Origin of the sequence: Pseudomonas guariconensis (assembly GCF_015680235.1) — a bacterium.
GTDB lineage: Bacteria > Pseudomonadota > Gammaproteobacteria > Pseudomonadales > Pseudomonadaceae > Aquipseudomonas > Aquipseudomonas guariconensis_A.
The window spans coordinates 81,784-99,845 of the sequence record NZ_JADLJL010000013.1; the positions used below are offsets into that span (position 1 = coordinate 81,784).

Consider the following 18,062-nt stretch of genomic DNA (forward strand, 5'->3'; position numbering starts at 1 on the left):
TATTAGCACAGGGTCGGTGACGGCTTTACGGCCAGCGTCGATCTGTACGTTACCAATGATGATCGGGGCCGGTACGGCCCCGAGCCAGGGGAGATCAGGTGATGTCAGCCTTTTCCGGCGCGTCCAGGCCCATGGCATGCAGGCGGGCATAATGGCCATTTGCCTGAAGCAACTCGGCATGGGTACCGCGCTCGACCAGGCGCCCCTGGTCCATGACCAGGATCAGGTCGGCCTTCTCGATGGTCGACAGGCGGTGGGCGATCACCAGGGTGGTACGCCCCTGCATCACATGGTCCAGGGCAGCCTGGATATGACGCTCGGACTCGGTGTCCAGGGCCGAGGTCGCCTCGTCGAGGATCAGCAGCGGTGCGTTCTTCAGCAGAGCGCGGGCGATCGCCAGGCGCTGGCGCTGGCCACCGGAAAGCAGTACGCCGTTCTCGCCGACCTCGGTGTCGAAGCCCTTGGGCAACTGATCGATGAACTCCTTGGCATAGGCATCGGCGGCGGCGGCCTCGATGTCCTCGCGCGGCGCGCCGGCCAGGTCGCCGTAGGCGATGTTGTTGGCCACCGTGTCGTTGAACAGGGTGACATGCTGGGTCACCTGGGACACATGGCGGCGCAGGTTGCGCAGGCGATACTGCTCGATGTCCACACCATCGAGCAGGATCTGCCCGTTGGTGTGGTGGTAGAAGCGCGGGATCAGCGCGGCCAGGGTGGACTTGCCGCTGCCGGAGCGCCCCACCAGGGCGATCATCTGCCCAGGCTCGGCGGTGAAGCTGATATCGCTGAGCACCTGGCGCTCGGTACCTGGGTAGGTGAAGCTGAGGTTGCGCACCTCCAGACGGCCTTCCACGCGGTCTTTTTCCACGGTACCGGTGTCGACCTCGGGCTTCTCGTCCAGTTGCTCGAAGATGCTCTCGGCACCCGCCAGGCCCTTCTGGATGGTCGAGCTGACCTCCGAAAGCTGGCGGATCGGCTTGGGCAGCAGGCCCGCGGCCGTGATATAGGCCACCAGGTCACCCGCCGAGGCATCGCCGCGCAGGAACAGCACCAAGAACATCAGCGATGCCATGGCGCTGTAGATCACCAACTGCAGCAACGGCGTGTACAGCGCGCCGGTCTTGGTCATGCGCAGCTGCTTCTCGGTGTTGCCCTGGCTGGCGTCGTGGAAGCGTCGCTCCTCGTAGGCCTCGCCACCGAAGCTGCGCACCACGCGGTAGCCCTGGATGGTCTCGGAGGCCACGTGGGTGACATCACCCATCGCGACCTGGATCTTCTTGCTCTGCTTGCGGAATTTCTTGCTGGCGGTGCTCACCATCACCGCGATCACCGGCAGGATGGCGACCATCACCAGGGTCAGCTTCCAGTTCATCCACAACAGGTAGGCGAACAGGAAGACCACGGTCAGGCCTTCTCGGATCACCACCTTGATCGCATCGGTCGCCGCACCGGTGACCATGGTCACGTTGAAGGTGATGCGCGAGATCAGGTGGCCGGAGTTATGGTTGTCGAAATAGCGGTTGGGCAGCACCAGCAGCTTGTTGAACAGCTGCACCCGCAGGTCATGCACCAACCCCAGGGAGACCTTGGCCAGGTAGTAGTTGCCCAGGAACGACCCCAGGCCCTGCCAGGCCGCGATCAGGATGATCAGCAGCGGCACGGCCTGCAGCAGTTGCAGGTCGCGCAGGTAGGGGACATTGGGGAACAGCACCGCTTGGGGGTTGCTCAGCCCATCGACGAAGTATTTCAGGATCCCGGCCAGCATCGGCTGGGTCGAGGCAAAGATCACGAAACCCACGATACTCAGCAGGAAAATGCCGATGTAGGGTTTGACGTAGCTCAGCAGCCGGAAATAGATCTTCAGGCTGGAGGTATGCTCCGCCGGTAGCGGTGTTTCGGCCATCATCGAGCTCGCTGTTCAGGTTGAACCGGGAATTTTACCACAGGCGTCGTTTTCGGCACGCACCCAGGGCAGCAGCATGGCCAGGCCCACCGGCAGCCAGCTGATGAACCATTCGGCACGCGGGGTATCGGTGAGGCTGGCGGCATCGAATTGCATGGCGAGCGTGGAGAAAAAGAATCATGCCCTGTTAGTACAACTTGTTGCTCGGTGCCAAGGCGATACCGGCAAGGAACCAGACGAAGCCGAACCCAAGCCACGCCTGGGCCCAGTTTTTCTTGTACAACATCACTCCCCCAAAAAAGTCCAAACCCGTCATCATGGTACTGAGGCTTTATTTTCGGCATTATTGCCGGTCATTTTTGCTTGCCAGACGACAAGGCCCTACCCATGCAATGCTCCCGGCTCTCCCAGGTCGACTTCGATCAGCTGACACTCGGCGCCAAGGTTCTAGAGGCAGACAGCCACGGCGCCAAAGTCTACCTGCTTGGGGATGGAAATATCCTCAAGGTTTTTCGTCGCAAGCGTCTGATTTCATCTGCGCTACTGCGCCCCTACTCGCGGCGCTTCATCGATAACGCCGCCCGCCTGGCGCAAATGGGAATTCCCACGCTGGAAGTGATCAGCCATCACAAGCTCGACCTGCCAGGGCGTACCGCCGTGCTCTATCGGCCGTTGCCGGGTCAGACGCTGCTGCAACTGTCCCGTGAGCCAGGGTTCAGCTGGGACAGCCTGCTGCCGCAGTTGGTCGAATTGATCCGCCAATTGCACCGTTCAGGTATCTATTTTCGCTCGCTGCACCTGGGCAACGTGGTGCTGACGCCTGACCAGCGCCTGGGCCTGATCGACGTCGCGGACATGCGTTTCCTGCGCGCGCCGCTGCCGGCGCGGATGGTGCGCCGCAATGTGCAGCACATGGCGCGCTATATCGAGCGCGAGAATCTCGCCAAGCAGTTCCCGCTGGCGGCCTTGGAGGCCGCCCTGCTTCAGGGCTAGCGCCCCAACAGGCTGGCGACCCCGGCCAAGAACGCTTGCCAGCCCTGCTCCGGCGCCAGGGAGCGCCGCTGGACTGCCGCTGTGGCCTGGGGATCAAAGCTGGCGCAGCGTGCAATGGCCTGGCTCCAGGCCTCGACGTCAGCGACCGGCAAGTAGCAATCGACTTCGCCCAGTTGCTCGCGAAACACTGCAAGATCGCTGCAGATAACTGGAATATCCGCCAACACCGCTTCTTGCAACACCAGCCCCAGCCCCTCGGAGCGCGAAGGCAATAGCAAGCCATCGAAGGCACGGTACAGCTGGGAAAGGTCCGGCCTGTAACCGCACAGCCGCACGCTGGCGTCGAGCCCCAGTGCCTGTATCCGCGCCGCGAGGCGATCGCGCAGCTCGCCATCGCCGAAGATCATCAAATGCAGGTTGGGCTGGTGCTCGTGCGCCCTGGCGAAGGCCTCGATCAGCATTTCGAAGCCTTTGCTTTCCACCAACCGGCCCACGGCGCACAGCACGCGGCCTTCATCCTGGGCAGGGAGGCCAAGCGTCTGCCTGGCGGCATTGCGCGCAAGCAACTGGCCGCAGAACACGGCCGGGTCCATGGCAATGCGCAAGGTACGCACTGGCAGGCCGAGCTCCTGCTCGAGCGAGCGGGCCAGAGTGCCGGACACCGCGGCGATGGACAGACGCTCACGAGGCATACTGCGCAACAGGCTTATGTCACTGCCGCGTAGCCGGGTGGAGCCATGGAACAGGACCGCTGCGCGAACACCGGGCAACTGACGCAGCAGCGGCAGCATCAAGCGCGCGACACCCAGGCCATCGAGCAGCAACACGTCAGGCTGCGCCTGGCGCAAGGCCGCGCGCAGACGCAGGCGCAACCAGGGCACCATGAGGCGCTCCGGCATGCGCCCCTTGAGCGCTCGTTGCGGCAGGTTCCAGGTGCGTGTTTCACCCAACCCACCGCACCCCTGCTCACCGAGCAACAGCCAATTGCTCACGCGCACATCGGCCGGGGCATGCCCCAGCACCTGCCGGTGAACCGTGTGTATGGACGTATATTGCGGACCGCCCGACCACATCACATTGACGATGTTCATCGGGTTACGCCCCTCTGGAAAATGAATGGGCCATCAGGCACGCCGCTTCAACCGACAAGAAAACCGATCCCGGTGCCGACCACCAAACCCACCAACAGCGTGAGTATCAGTTTCTGGCGGTCCCGCTTGCGCCGCTTGGCCTTGCGCTGGACTTCCTCGGGCAGGGTCACGTGGTTACCGAAGCCAGTGTGCAGCACCGCGTCGCCTTCCAGGGTGACCGCCCCCAGGTTCAACTCGGCGTAGCGTCGCGACAGCGCCTTCTCACCAGAATAGGCGGCAAACGGCGCGCAGCGCTGGTAATCGCTTAGACGGCGCAGCCCTGGGTTGAGCGAAAATGCTTGCCATTCGGCCTTGTCGGACAGCAGCGGGTAGCACGGCACACCGGCGATCACCTGGCGGTCGCCCAGGTGGATATACGGGCTATGGATCGCCAGGTCATGGGCATGGCTGCGCAGCCAGACCTGCAACAGGTCCGGGCTGACCTCGAGGATCGCGCGCGAGTCCTCGACGAACCCCTGCCGGTAGAAGCGCCAGTCGTCTTCGCAATGGAAGATGTACGGCGTCTTCACCTGACCGTAGGCCAGGTCGATGGAGGGTAGCTGGCCCAGCTTGGGCCGGTTGACGAAGACCGTGCAGTGGGGCTTCCAGTGCATCGGTACAGCATCGTGGACTGCATCGTTCCCGGAGTCTTCGGTGATGAAGACTTCGCGGATCGGCGCGGTGTTGTATCGGTCGAAACTCTCGAGCGTTTCCTTGAGCAGGTCGAAACGCCCGCAACTGGTCACGACCACGGTGATATCACTGTTCTCAGAGAAGCGCACGGGGCTCCCTCCACCTTTGGACTATCAACGACTCACGCATTCCCTGCGACAGGCGCGCCATTGCTCAGAACCCCAGCCTCAGGCGCAGTCGCTGCCAGGCGCTCAGAGGTGGCTGCGGTCGCAGCGGAGGTTCCATGTGTTCGACAATGCTACGGCCCACCTGGGCGAAGCTGAAGCGCGAAACCGCCAGCTCCCGACCGTTGGCAGCGATGCGCGCGGCCAACGCCGCGTCCTGCCGTAGCGTGCGCAGTTTTTCCTGTAGCGTCGGGACGCTGTCGTACAGCACCACGTTGTGCATGTCTTCAAGGCCCAGGGCACGGTTTTCCGCCTCGCCCTGATCATAGGCCAGCAGCACGCAGCCACAGGCCATGGCCTCGAAGTTCTTGATCATGTACTCGCCCATGCCAACGTCGGCACTGACGAAGAAACGGATGCGGTTGAGCGTATTGCAGTAGTCCTCGCCCGACTTGGTGCGGGTGACCACCAGGTTTTCCACCTGGCCGAGCTCATCGAGCAACGCCTTGCGGCCGCTGTAGGCCACGCTGCCGGTGCTGCCGACGAAGGCCAGCTCGATATCGCGTTCGCGCGCCTGGTCGGTGAGCAGTTGTTCGTCATAGCCCTTGGGCACGAACACCGCGTCGAAACCTTCCTGGCGCAGGCGCTCGCTGACCATGTAGCCGGAACTGATCACCCGCGCCCACGGCAGGTGACGGTAGTGCGCACTGAACTTGCCGGTGTACTTGCACGGAATGTAGTTCTGGTAGGCATCGTGCTCGAGGATCACCAGGTTGGGCACCGTGCGGATGAAACCGACCTGGCGGATCTCCTGCTTGAAGCGCAGGAAGAACACGATCCGGTCGTAGCGGGTGACATCGACTTCACGCTTGAAGTAGCGACGCAGGTTGCGCTGGTCCTCGCTGGTCAGCCAGCGCAGGTCGCAGTCGCAGTGGGCGGCGACGCCGTCGTACAGGCGGTCCAGGATCGCCCGCTGCTCCTTCTGCACCAGAAATAGGACTTTCATTGCTTTCCTTGGGCTCTGTGCGCCATCAATCATTCGTCACGCTCGCGCGGGCAATGCCAGAACAGTTCGTGGCGGCGAACCGCCTTGCGGAAGAATTCGTTTTCGCCGTAGGCCGATGGTTTGCGCCCGGCCAGCCAGCATTGCAGCACCCGCCGCAGGCGGCGTTTGAACGGCGCGGGCGGCTGCAGGTCATGCATCATGCCCAACGCCATGGCCTTGTCGCGCTGGGTGGCAAGGTCCAGGACCCGGCTGTAGGGCGCCCAGGCCTGCTCGGCGCTCAACTGCGGCGGCAAGGCCACGCCATCGCCGCTGTCGCCCATGGGCCAGCGGTCGTTGTCGTGCAGATGGTTGGCGTAGTACAGCTGTGTTTCGGGCTGCCAGTCCAGGCCCTGCAAGGCTTCGTGCACCGCGGCCTGGGCACAGATGTGGTCCGGGTGCGGGTCGAGTTGCGGGTGCGGCATCACCAGCACGTGCGGCCGGGCCTGCTCCAGCAGGGCGCGCAGGTCAGCCAGCAGGTTGTGCCAGGTGGGTGCGCCGTCGGCGTCGCCCGGCAACGTAAAGGCATTGAAACGGCGGAACGGGCGGGTATCGGCCAAGTCCGCCTCGCGCGACCCCACCGGCTGTTCCGGCGCCGCCTGCATCGCAGGCAATTGCAGGCAGAAATAGCCCAGCTGGACGCAGCGTGCCTCGGGCACTCCAGCCCAACGCGGCACGGCAATGCTGTCCCAGGCGCGCAGTCGGCCCTTGAGCCGCGCCGCCTCGGCCTTGGGCAGGCCCATCTGTTGATAGTGCTCGGCTTCGATCTCGCCTGCGGTCAAGGTGACCACCCAGGCTTCGTCAGCCTGGCTGTACAGGCCATAGGCAGCCAGCTCGGCGTCGTCGGCATGGGGGGCGATGACCATGACCCGGCGCTGGCTCAGCTCGACCGACGGAGTTATCCACAGGCGCGGCGCACCGATCAATCGGCAATGCCGGCCACGCAGGCGCAACGCCCCGGCCATCAGCGGCGCAGCGAAGCCGGTGAGGTTGAGAAAGCGCACGCCATCCACGCCACGCTCGAAGGCCTGGCTGTCCTGCTGCGCTTCGCCGAGCAGTTCTACGCGCGGGTCGAGCCAGCGGCCTAGCCAGCTGCTTTTCACCCGCACTTCGAGAATCAGCGTTTCATCCCCGGCCAAGGCCACCTCGGCCTGCAGCACACCATCGCGAAGGCTGGCGGCAACCTGGCGAGCCTGGTCGCCGAAACGGTAGGCGTAGTCTTCGGCGGGCGAATAGAACAGGTGGTCGGCGAACCAGGCCTCATGCGCCACCCACAGCAGCGGCAACAGCAGCAGCGGCAGCCACCACCAGCCGAATACCCCTAGGGCGACCAGCGCGACCAGGCCTGCCAACAGGCCCAGGCGCTTGTTGCGTCGATGGCGCTTGAGCAGCTGCTGCTTGCGGCTCATGACTGGAACACCGGCACAGGGTTGCACCAACGGTCCTTGTACTCGCGATCGGCGCGACCGAAGGAGAACCGCAACGGCTTGTTGCGCGCTCGAGCGTCTTCCCAGGCGGCCTGGGTGTTGAGGAAACTCAACACGCTGCCAGGGCTGAAGGCCTTGGTCTCGGGGTCCACGCCGCCGTTGACGTACTCGACGCTGACCCACTCCGGCGCCTCGACCCGGTACACCAGCTGGATGGCGATAGGGGCGCCGTCGAGCAGCAGCACCGAGCCGATCAACAGCTCGCGCAGGCGCTCCAGCACCTCGGCCATGCGCGCTGCGCCGGTGGCCGGGAACCCCCAGCGACGCTGGAACAGGTCGCAGTACATCGCGGCGATTTCAGCGGCGGAGAAATCACTGATCGGCCGCACCACGCCGCCCGCCTCTTCCAGCAGGCGCAACTCGCGGCGCTGGTTGTAGCGAAACTTCTTGGACAGGTCTTCGTGGGCGCGCGCCATGGCCAGTTGCTCGGGCTGCGCCTTGAGGCCCGTGAACCTGCCTTGGTTCAGCTCCGACAGGTAACGCGCGGCATGGCGTAGCGGCGCCCCGGCATCACCGGCAGCCGGCAGGATGATCTCGGCGTTGCCGAGGTCGAACAGGCCTTTCTTGCCGTGACGCTTGAGCACGTCCTTGGACAGCGCCAGGTGCCGGCCCCAGGTGGGAATCGCAGCCTTGAGCTCGCCATCGTGGTGCCAGCCCAGGTAGCGCACCGGGATCTGGGCAAGATCGGCCAGTTGCTCGATCACCAGCGGATGGGTCGCGACGCTGCCGCCGAAACGCTGCCAGGCAGCGGCGTAGGTGGCCGCGTCGACAGGCGCCCAACCGCGTTCGCGAAAGGCCCGGATACGATTGAGCATCACGCCTCCGCCATCAATGCACGCACCTGCGGCAGCGCCCAGAAGGCGTCGCGCACGGCTTGGTCGGAAAAGCGCTGGTGCAGCCGTTGCAGCATATGTTCGGCGCATGCCTGGCGCTGCGACGCATCGAGCCCTGCCATGTGCTTGAGCCCCTGAGCCAGCTGGCCGGCATCCCCCAACGGGAACAACACGCCCACGCCCTCGACCACTTCCTGGGCACCGCCGCAGGCCGTGGCCAGCAAGGGTACGCCCGCGACCATGGCCTCCAGCAGGACCATGCCGAACGGCTCGTGATCCGAACTCAGGGCGAACACATCGAACGCCTGGAAATACCGACGGGCATCGGGTACCTGGCCGAGAAAATCGACCTGCCCGGCAATGCCCAGCGTCATGGCCTGGGCCTTGAGCGCTTCTTCCAGACGGCCCTTGCCCAGGATCGCCAGGCGCGCACCGGCGGGCAGGCTCGGCAGCGCCTCGGCGAAACCGCGCAGCAAGGTGGCTTGGTCCTTGTCCGGGTGCAGGCGCCCGACGTTGCCGACGATCCAGGCCTGCGGGTCGAGCCCCAGGGCCCGGCGCGCTTCTGCACGGGGCACAAGGCTCGCCTGCAGGGCCTGTACGTCGATCCGGTTGTACAAGGTCTGGATACGTTCGGCCGGCCAGTTGGCCAGGCAGCGGCGCATGTCGTCGCGCACCGCGTCCGAGACGCCCAGCAGGCTCAGGCGCTTGCGATACAGGTTGGCGAACAGGCGCCGGCCCCTGCGCTGGTAGTCGCCGAACGCATGGTGCACGCCGATCACCGGCAAGCCGGTGCCCAACAGCGCCACGTAGATCGGCTTGAAGCGGTGGGCGATACAAAAACTGAAGTTGCGCGCGGCGGCGATCTTGCGCAGGGCCGCAATGGCCCCGAGCTTCAGGCCGCGCACGGCCTTGGAGCTGAACTCCAGGAACAACACCTCGTCCGAGGCGCAGCCGGCCGCGACCTGGGGGTCGGCCTTGCCGGTCAAGAAGACCGTGGTGACCTGGTAGCCACGCCCCTGGAACAGGCTGGCGTATTGACGGGCGCAGTCCAGGAACGGCCCGTCATAGCCATGGCAGAACTGCAGGACGCGCCGTTCAGAGCGGTTGGTCATAAGGCGCTGCGCCATCCTTGACCACCAGGATGTCTTCCATGATCAGGTACTGCAGGTCCGAGCCGAAGAACATGTTCAGGGCATCGGTCGGCGAGCAGATCATGGGTTCGCCACGACGGTTGAGCGAGGTGTTCAGCGATACGCCGTTGCCGGTCAGGTCCTCGAGGGCCTTCATCATGTCGTAGTAGCGTGGGTTGTACTCGCGCTTGAGGACCTGGGCACGCGAGGTACCGTCCTCATGGACCACTTCAGGCACGCGGGTCTTCCACTCCTCGGCCACCTCGAAGGTGAAGGTCATGAACGGCGCCGGGTGGTCGACCTTGATCATCTGCGGCGCGACGGTGTCGAGCATCGACGGGCAGAAGGGTCTCCAGCGCTCGCGGAACTTGATCTGCTCGTTGATCCGGTCGGCCACGCCCGGCACGCTCGGGCAGCCAATGATGGAGCGACCGCCCAAGGCGCGTGGGCCGAACTCCATGCGGCCCTGGAACCAGGCCACCGGGTTGCCATCGACCATGATCTTGGCGATGCGCTGCGGCATGTCGTCGAGCTTGCGCCACTTGGGCGCGTTCGGGTGGCGGGCGCAGGCGGCGATCACGTCTTCGTTGGAGTACGCAGGGCCGAGATAGACATGTTCCATCTTCTCGACCGGCACGCCACGGGCGTGAGACACATAGGCTGCGGCGCCGACCGCGGTACCGGCGTCGCCGGACGCCGGCTGCACGAACAGCTCCTTGACGTCCGGGCGGGCGATGATCTTCTGGTTGAGCTTGACGTTCAGCGCGCAGCCGCCAGCGAAGGCCAGCTTGCCGGTCTGTTTGAGGGTGTCGCCCAGGTAGTGGTCGATCATCTGCAGGGCGAGCTTCTCGAACAGCGCCTGCATGCTCGCCGCGTAGTGGATGTACGGCTCGTCGGCGATGTCGCCTTCGCGCTTGGGGCCCAGCCATTCGATCAGCTTGGGCGAGAAGTAGAAGCCCTTGCCCTTCTCTTTATAGCGACGCAGGCCAATGACGTTGGCGTATTCGGTGTTGATCACCAGTTCGCCGTTCTCGAAGCTGGCCAGACGGGAGAAGTCGTACTTGCTGGCATCGCCGTACGGGGCCATGCCCATGACCTTGAACTCGCCGTCGAGCATTTCGAAACCGAGGAACTCGGTGATCGCGCCATACAGGCCGCCCAGGGAGTCCGGGTCGTAGAACTCCTTGATCTTGTGGATCTTGCCGTTCTCGCCGTAGCCGAAGAAGGTGGTGGCGTACTCACCCTTGCCGTCGATGCCGAGGATCGCGGTCTTTTCCTTGAAGCCCGAGCAGTGGTAGGCGCTCGAGGCGTGGGCCAGGTGGTGTTCGACCGGTTCGATCTTGATCTTCTTCGGGTCGAAGCCCAGCTGCTCCAGGCACCAGACGATCTTCTTGCGGTAGCGCTTGTAGCGACGGTTGCCCATCAGGATCGCATCGAGGGCGCGGTCCGGGGCGTACCAGTAGCGCTTGGCATAATGCCAGCGTGCCTTGCCGAACAGGCTGATGGGGGCGAACGGGATGGCCACGACGTCGACGTCGGACGGCTTGATGCCGGCCTGCTCCAGGCAGAACTTCGCCGACTCGTAGGGCATGCGGTTCTTCGCATGCTTGTCACGCACGAAGCGCTCTTCTTCGGCGGCGGCAATCAGCTTGCCGTCGATGTACAGGGCCGCGGAAGGGTCATGGCTAAGGGCGCCGGACAGGCCAAGAATCGTCAATGCCAAGGGTCTAGCCTCTTCATTCGGTAGAGATGCGCCGACGGCCTCATGGGCGGACGGCGGCTAAAGGGCGGGATTATAACGCAAACATATGCGCAACGCGGCAACCTGTACCGGCCTCATCGCCGGCAAGCCGGCTCCCACAGGTACAGCGCAGGCCTCAAGGGCGATGGTGTATCTGTGGGAGCCGGCTTGCCGGCGATGAGGCCAGCACAGGCAATCAAGATTATTCGGCGATCAGCCAATCCATGCGGAAGCTGCCGGCGGTCTGCGCCAGCTCCTTGGCCAGCCAGGGCAGCAGCTCCTTGAGCTCGTCCTCCAGGCCCCACGGTGGGTTGGCGATGGCCAGGCCCGAGCCGTTCAGCCCCTGCGGGCTGTCTTGGTGATGCACGTACAGCTCGACCCGCAGCAGCTTGGGCGCGCCGGTGCTGGTCAGGTCCTGGTAGAAACGGGTCAGGGAACGCTGGTCCTTGATCGGGTACCAGATCGCCGCGACGGTTTGGCGCATGCGGCCGATCGCTTCCTTCATCGCCACGGTGCAGCGCTTGAGCTCATCGGCCTGCTCGAAGGGCGGGTCGATCAACATCACGGCGCGCTTTTCCTGCACCGGCAGCAAGGCTCGGGGCACATGCCAGCCCTCGCCCAGGTGCACGACCACCCGCGGGTCCTTCTTCATGTTGTCCTTGAGCAGCGGGCCGTCCTCGGGATGCTTCTCGTTGAGCAGCGCGCGGTCCTGCTGGCGCATCAGACGCCGCGCCAGCTCCGGGGAACCTGGGTAGTAGCGCAGCTCGCCATCGGGGTTCATGCGCTTGATGATGCGCAGGTAATCGGCGGTGACGGCCGGCAGGTCATCGCGATTCCACAGGCGGGCAACACCTTCGAGGTATTCACCGGTACGGGTCGCCTGGTCACCCTGCAGGTCATACAGGCCAAGGCCGGCGTGGGTGTCGATATAGGCGAACGGCTGTTCTTTGCGCGACATCAGGGCGATGAGGCGGGTCAGCACGATGTGCTTGAGAACGTCGGCGTGGTTGCCGGCGTGGAAGGCGTGACGATAGTTCATGGCGACTCCTGCGGGGGTGGCAAGTTTACCTTGTCATGCAGGTGGCGTCAGGCCTGGCTGTCGGAGTTGACCTCATCGTCGGCAAGCCGGCTCCCACAGGAACCCTGGAACCTTTCGGACCGGGTTCACTGTGGGAGCCGGCTTGCCGGCGATGAAGCCGACTCCCATCACAGGCTTACTTGTCAGCGTGATACGCCGCGTCGGCCTTCTCGAAGCGCGAGACCATGCTGGTCGATGGACGACCCAGCTTGCTCACCACGACGATGGCGATGCTGGCGAACAGGAAGCCCGGGATGATCTCGTACAGGCCCAGGCCAACATAGTTCTTCCATAGGATCACGGTCAGGGCACCGACCACGATGCCAGCCAGAGCGCCGTTGCGGGTCATGCCCTTCCACAGTACCGAGATCAGCACCACCGGACCGAAGGCGGCGCCGAAGCCGGCCCAAGCGTAGGCCACCAGGCCCAGCACGCGGTTTTCCGGGTTGGCGGCCATGGCGATGGCGATCAGGGCCACGGCCAGGACCATCAGGCGGCCGACCCAGACCAGCTCACGCTGGGAAGCACCCTTGCGCAGGAAGGCCTTGTAGAAGTCTTCGGTCAGGGCGCTGGAGCACACCAGCAACTGGCAGCTCAGGGTGCTCATCACCGCGGCCAGGATGGCCGACAGCAGCACACCGGCGATCCAGGGGTTGAACAGGATCTTGGCCAGCTCGATGAACACACGCTCGTGGTTCTCGGTGACAGGGCCCGCTACCTCGGGGTGCGCCGAGAAGTAGGCGATGCCGAAGAAGCCCACAGCACAGGTACCAGCCAGGCACAGGATCATCCAGGTCATGGAGATGCGGCGGGCCTTGGCGATGGATTTCACCGAGTCGGCGGCCATGAAGCGCGCCAGGATGTGCGGCTGGCCGAAGTAGCCCAGGCCCCAACCCATCAGCGAGATGATGCCGATGAAGGTTGCGCCCTTGAACATGTCGAAGTTCGTCGGGTCTTGCAGCTCGATGGCCTGGAACGTCGCATCGAAGCCGCCGGTGGAAATCAGCACGATGATCGGGGTCAGGATCAGCGCGAAGATCATCAGCGAGGCCTGCACGGTATCGGTCCAGCTCACCGCCAGGAAGCCACCGATGAAGGTGTAGGCGATGGTCGCTGCGGCGCCGGCCCACAGGGCGGTCTCGTACGACATGCCGAAGGTGCTTTCGAACAGGCGGGCGCCGGCGACGATGCCGGAGGCGCAGTAGATGGTGAAGAACACCAGGATGACGATGGCCGAGATGATCCGCAGCAGGCCCGACTGGTCTTCGAAACGGCTGGAGAAGTAGTCCGGCAGGGTCAGCGCATCACCGTTATGCTCGGTCTGCACGCGCAGGCGACCGGCGACGAACAGCCAGTTGAGGTAGGCACCGACGGTCAAGCCGATGGCGATCCAGGCTTCGGACAGGCCCGCGAAATAGATGGCCCCAGGCAGGCCCATCAACAACCAGCCGCTCATGTCGGAGGCACCGGCGGAAAGCGCGGTGACCACGCTGCCGAGGCTACGGCCGCCGAGAATGTAGTCGGAGAGGTTCTTGGTGGAGCGATAGGCGGCGAAGCCGATCAGCACCATTACTGCGATATAGATCACGAACGTGATCGTCAATGGATTGCCCATGGTTGTGCCCTGGCGTTTGTTTTTATGTTCAAGCGACCGCCCGCACGACGGTTGCACCTAGGCGGCGAATCCTATGCAACAACGCGAACAGGGTGCAACCATTTTTCGATGGCAAGTTGCACCCATTCGTGCATTTTCGGAAAAATCCTGCTTTTTGCGCCTTTTTGGAGCATAGACAGCCTTTTTCATAAGAAAACGCACCAAGAACAGGCTTTTTCGCGGTGTAAGAAAATCCGCCTGACGAGTTGCACCTTTTCCACGGAAAAAACGGGTTGCACCCGGTTGCACCCGAATTATCCTACAGCTAATCTTGCGTCCAGCTTAGGCCACGCCCGTGGCAATAACGAGGATAAAAAATGGCGACGACCACCCTTGGGGTCAAACTCGACGACCCGACCCGTGAGCGACTCAAAGCAGCTGCGCAGTCCATAGACCGCACGCCGCACTGGTTGATCAAGCAAGCGATCTTCAATTACCTGGAGAAGCTCGAGGGTGGCGCCACCCTGCACGAACTCAGCGGCCAGGCCGGCAACCCTGCCGATGACGCCGGCGAGATCCAGCCCGACCACAGCCACCAGTGCTTCCTGGAGTTCGCCGAGAGCATCCTGCCGCAATCGGTGCTGCGCGCTGCGATCACAGCCGCCTACCGCCGCCCAGAGCCGGAAGTGGTGCCGATGCTGCTCGAACAGGCTCGCCTGTCGGTCGAGCAGGCAGACGCGACTAATAAGCTGGCCGCCGGCATCGCCGAAAAATTGCGCAACCAGAAGAGCACCGGCGGCCGTGCCGGTATCGTCCAGGGCCTGCTGCAGGAATTCTCCCTGTCGTCCCAGGAAGGCGTGGCCCTGATGTGCCTGGCCGAAGCCCTGCTGCGCATCCCCGACAAGGGCACCCGTGACGCGCTGATCCGCGACAAGATCAGCACCGGTAACTGGCAGCCGCACCTGGGCAATAGCCCGTCGCTGTTCGTCAATGCCGCCACCTGGGGCCTGCTGCTGACCGGCAAGCTGGTCTCCACCCACAACGAATCCGGCCTGACCTCCTCGCTCACCCGCATCATCGGCAAGAGCGGCGAGCCGATGATCCGCAAGGGCGTCGACATGGCCATGCGCCTGATGGGCGAGCAATTCGTCACCGGCGAGACCATCGCCGAAGCCCTGGCCAACGCCAGCCGCTTCGAGTCCAAGGGCTTCCGCTATTCCTACGACATGCTCGGCGAGGCTGCCCTGACCGAGCATGACGCCCAGAAGTACCTGGCGTCCTACGAGCAGGCGATCCACTCGATCGGCAAGGCTTCCCACGGCCGTGGCATCTATGAAGGCCCAGGCATCTCCATCAAGCTGTCGGCCCTGCACCCGCGCTACAGCCGCGCCCAGTACGAACGCGTGATGGAAGAGCTGTACCCGCGCCTGCTGTCGCTGACGCTGCTGGCCAAGCAGTACGACATCGGCCTGAACATCGACGCCGAGGAAGCCGACCGCCTGGAGCTGTCCCTGGACCTGCTCGAGCGCCTGTGCTTCGAGCCATCGCTGGCCGGCTGGAACGGCATCGGCTTCGTCATCCAGGCCTACCAGAAGCGCTGCCCGTACGTGATCGACTATGTCATCGACTTGGCCAAGCGCAGCCGCCACCGCCTGATGATTCGCCTGGTGAAAGGCGCCTACTGGGACAGCGAGATCAAGCGCGCCCAGGTCGAAGGCCTGGAAGGCTACCCGGTCTACACCCGCAAGGTGTACACCGACGTTTCCTACATCGCCTGTGCACGCAAGTTGCTGTCGGTACCCGAAGCCATCTATCCACAGTTCGCCACCCACAACGCCCACACCCTGTCGGCCATCTACCACATCGCCGGCCAGAACTACTACCCGGGCCAGTACGAGTTCCAGTGCCTGCATGGCATGGGCGAGCCGCTGTACGAGCAGGTGGTGGGCAAGGTTTCCGAAGGCAAGCTGAACCGCCCATGCCGCGTCTATGCACCGGTCGGCACCCATGAAACCCTGCTGGCCTACCTGGTGCGCCGCCTGCTGGAAAACGGCGCCAACACCTCGTTCGTCAACCGCATCGCCGACCACTCGATCTCCATCCAGGAACTGGTCGCCGACCCGGTCGCCAGCATCGAGCGCATGGCCACCCAAGAAGGCCAGATCGGCCTGCCGCACCCGCGCATCCCGCTGCCACGCGACCTTTACGGCAACGAGCGGGCAAACTCGGCCGGCATCGACATGGCCAACGAGCATCGCCTGGCATCGCTGTCCTGCGCCCTGCTTGCCACTGCCCACAATGACTGGAAGGCCGCACCGTTGCTGGCCTGCGCCGCCAGCGAGCAGCCGGCCGCACCGGTACTCAACCCGTCGGACCACCGCGATGTGGTGGGCCATGTGCAGGAAGCGACCGTCGCCGATGTCGACAACGCCATCCAGTGCGCCCTGAACGCCGCACCGATCTGGCAGGCCACCCCGCCAGCCGAGCGCGCCGCGATCCTCGAGCGCACTGCCGACCTGATGGAAGCCGAGATCCAGCCACTGATGGGCTTGCTGGTGCGCGAAGCCGGCAAGACCTTCGCCAACGCCATCGCCGAAGTGCGCGAAGCCGTGGACTTCCTGCGCTACTACGCCGTCCAGGCACGCAATGACTTCAGCAACGACGCCCACCGACCGCTGGGCCCGGTGGTGTGCATCAGCCCGTGGAACTTCCCGCTGGCGATCTTCACCGGCCAGGTTGCCGCCGCCCTGGCCGCCGGCAACCCGGTACTGGCCAAGCCGGCCGAACAGACCCCGCTGGTCGCCGCCCAGGCCGTGCGCCTGCTGCTCGAAGCCGGTATCCCTGAAGGCGTGCTGCAACTGCTGCCGGGCCGCGGCGAGACCGTCGGCGCCGGCCTGGTGGGCGATGAACGCGTCAAGGGCGTGATGTTCACCGGTTCCACCGAAGTGGCGCGCCTGCTACAGCGCAATATCGCCGGTCGCCTGGATGCCCAGGGCCGCCCGATCCCGCTGATCGCCGAGACCGGCGGCCAGAACGCCATGATCGTCGACTCCTCGGCGCTGACCGAGCAAGTGGTGATCGACGTGGTGTCCTCGGCGTTCGACAGCGCCGGCCAGCGTTGCTCGGCCCTGCGCGTGCTGTGCCTGCAGGAGGACTCCGCCGACCGCGTGATCGAGATGCTCAAAGGCGCCATGGCCGAAAGCCGCCTGGGCAACCCAGAGCGCCTGTCCGTGGACATCGGCCCGGTGATCGACGCCGAAGCCAAGGCTGGTATCGAGAAGCACATCCAGGGCATGCGCGAGAAAGGTCGTACCGTGTACCAGGTGGCCATCGCCAATGCCGAGGAATGCAAGCGCGGCACCTTCGTCATGCCGACCCTGATCGAACTGGAGAGCTTCGACGAGCTCAAGCGCGAGATCTTCGGCCCGGTACTGCACGTGGTGCGCTACAACCGCAAGGACCTCGACCAGTTGATCGAGCAGATCAATGCCTCCGGCTACGGCCTGACCCTGGGCGTGCATACCCGCATCGACGAGACCATCGCCAAGGTGGTGGACAACGTCAATGCCGGCAACATGTACGTCAACCGCAACATCGTCGGTGCAGTGGTCGGTGTGCAGCCGTTCGGTGGTGAAGGCCTGTCCGGCACCGGCCCGAAAGCCGGTGGCCCGCTGTACCTGTACCGCCTGCTGTCGACCCGCCCAGCCGATGCCATCGCCCGCCACTTCCAGCGTGCCGATGGTGAAAGCAAGGCCGACAGCGCCCTGCGCGACCAGTTGATCAAGCCGCTGCACACCCTCAAAGCCTGGGCTGGCAGCAACCAGCCTGAGCTGGCCGCGCTGTGCGAGCAGTTCGCCGAACAGTCGCAGAGCGGCATCACCCGCGTACTGCCAGGCCCGACCGGCGAGCGCAACACCTACACCGTATTGCCGCGTGAGCATGTGCTGTGCCTGGCCGACAATGAAGCTGACCTGCTGGCCCAGTTCGCCGCCGTGCTGGCCGTGGGCAGCTCGGCAGTATGGGCTGACGGCGAGCCGGCCAAGAGCCTGCGCACCCGCCTGCCCAAGGAGCTGCAAGCGAAGGTCAAGCTGGTGGCCGACTGGCAGAAGGACGAAGTGGCCTTCGACGCGGTCATCCACCACGGCGACTCCGACCAGCTGCGCAGCGTCTGCGAGCAGGTGGCCAAGCGCGCCGGTGCCATCGTCGGTGTGCATGGGCTGTCCAGCGGCGATCACCAGATCGCCCTGGAGCGCCTGGTGATCGAACGGGCGGTGAGCGTGAATACTGCTGCGGCGGGCGGTAACGCCAGCCTGATGACCATCGGCTGACGCTGG

At 64.5% G+C, this 18,062-nt stretch carries 12 protein-coding genes and 1 pseudogene; 2 read left to right on the forward strand and 11 right to left on the reverse strand.

All coding sequences use genetic code 11. From position 1 onward, the window contains the following. Positions 1-94 precede the first annotated feature (94 nt). Positions 95-1,903, reverse strand: a complete 1,809-nt coding sequence (msbA, locus tag IRZ56_RS11755; RefSeq protein WP_196145089.1) for a lipid A export permease/ATP-binding protein MsbA — start codon at positions 1,901-1,903, stop codon at positions 95-97. Between the two features lie 15 nt (positions 1,904-1,918). After that, positions 1,919-2,074, reverse strand: a pseudogene (locus IRZ56_RS11760) (polymerase); the annotation flags it as partial. A 216-nt stretch (positions 2,075-2,290) separates the two neighbouring features. Here IRZ56_RS11760 and IRZ56_RS11765 point away from each other — a divergent pair. After that, entirely contained in the window at positions 2,291-2,896 is a 606-nt protein-coding gene (locus tag IRZ56_RS11765; protein ID WP_196145090.1) for a toluene tolerance protein, read from the forward strand. Here the strand turns inward: IRZ56_RS11765 and IRZ56_RS11770 are convergent. The 9 genes from IRZ56_RS11770 to putP all read right to left on the reverse strand — a co-directional run bounded on the left by IRZ56_RS11770 (position 2,893) and on the right by putP (position 13,749). After that, positions 2,893-3,987, reverse strand: coding sequence for a glycosyltransferase (locus tag IRZ56_RS11770; protein ID WP_196145091.1), 1,095 nt, complete (start codon positions 3,985-3,987; stop codon positions 2,893-2,895). The two genes, IRZ56_RS11765 and IRZ56_RS11770, sit on opposite strands and share 4 nt — an antisense overlap. A 47-nt stretch (positions 3,988-4,034) precedes the next feature. Continuing rightward, positions 4,035-4,808 carry a glycosyltransferase family 2 protein gene (locus IRZ56_RS11775; protein WP_196145092.1) on the reverse strand — a complete coding sequence of 258 codons (774 nt, stop codon included), beginning with the start codon at positions 4,806-4,808 and terminating at the stop codon, positions 4,035-4,037. 64 nt (positions 4,809-4,872) lie between these two features. Then, on the reverse strand, positions 4,873-5,829 hold the full coding sequence (locus IRZ56_RS11780) for a glycosyltransferase family protein (protein WP_196145093.1): 957 nt from the start codon (positions 5,827-5,829) through the stop codon (positions 4,873-4,875). Between the two features lie 29 nt (positions 5,830-5,858). Beyond that, the gene (locus tag IRZ56_RS11785) at positions 5,859-7,274 is read right to left on the reverse strand and encodes a PIG-L deacetylase family protein (RefSeq protein WP_196145094.1); all 1,416 of its coding nucleotides are present in this window, start codon (positions 7,272-7,274) and stop codon (positions 5,859-5,861) included. After that, positions 7,271-8,167: an antimicrobial resistance protein Mig-14 gene (locus tag IRZ56_RS11790; RefSeq protein ID WP_196145095.1), complete on the reverse strand. Its 897-nt coding sequence runs from the start codon at positions 8,165-8,167 to the stop codon at positions 7,271-7,273. Before IRZ56_RS11790 ends, IRZ56_RS11785 begins: the two co-directional genes overlap by 4 nt. Next, positions 8,167-9,297 carry a glycosyltransferase gene (locus tag IRZ56_RS11795; protein WP_196145096.1) on the reverse strand — a complete coding sequence of 377 codons (1,131 nt, stop codon included), beginning with the start codon at positions 9,295-9,297 and terminating at the stop codon, positions 8,167-8,169. The genes IRZ56_RS11790 and IRZ56_RS11795 overlap by 1 nt, the downstream gene beginning before the upstream one ends. Next, a complete protein-coding gene (locus IRZ56_RS11800; RefSeq protein WP_196145097.1) occupies positions 9,281-11,038 on the reverse strand; it encodes a carbamoyltransferase in 1,758 nt (585 codons plus the stop codon). The genes IRZ56_RS11795 and IRZ56_RS11800 overlap by 17 nt, the downstream gene beginning before the upstream one ends. A 220-nt stretch (positions 11,039-11,258) precedes the next feature. Continuing rightward, complete coding sequence (locus tag IRZ56_RS11805; RefSeq protein WP_196145098.1) at positions 11,259-12,095, reverse strand: 23S rRNA (adenine(2030)-N(6))-methyltransferase RlmJ; 837 nt, start codon at positions 12,093-12,095, stop codon at positions 11,259-11,261. A 175-nt stretch (positions 12,096-12,270) separates the two neighbouring features. Beyond that, complete coding sequence (gene putP, locus IRZ56_RS11810) at positions 12,271-13,749, reverse strand: sodium/proline symporter PutP (protein ID WP_196145099.1); 1,479 nt, start codon at positions 13,747-13,749, stop codon at positions 12,271-12,273. Between the two features lie 356 nt (positions 13,750-14,105). Between putP and putA the strand changes: the two genes are divergently transcribed. Next, positions 14,106-18,056, forward strand: coding sequence for a trifunctional transcriptional regulator/proline dehydrogenase/L-glutamate gamma-semialdehyde dehydrogenase (gene putA, locus IRZ56_RS11815; protein ID WP_196145100.1), 3,951 nt, complete (start codon positions 14,106-14,108; stop codon positions 18,054-18,056). Positions 18,057-18,062: the final 6 nt, after the last annotated feature.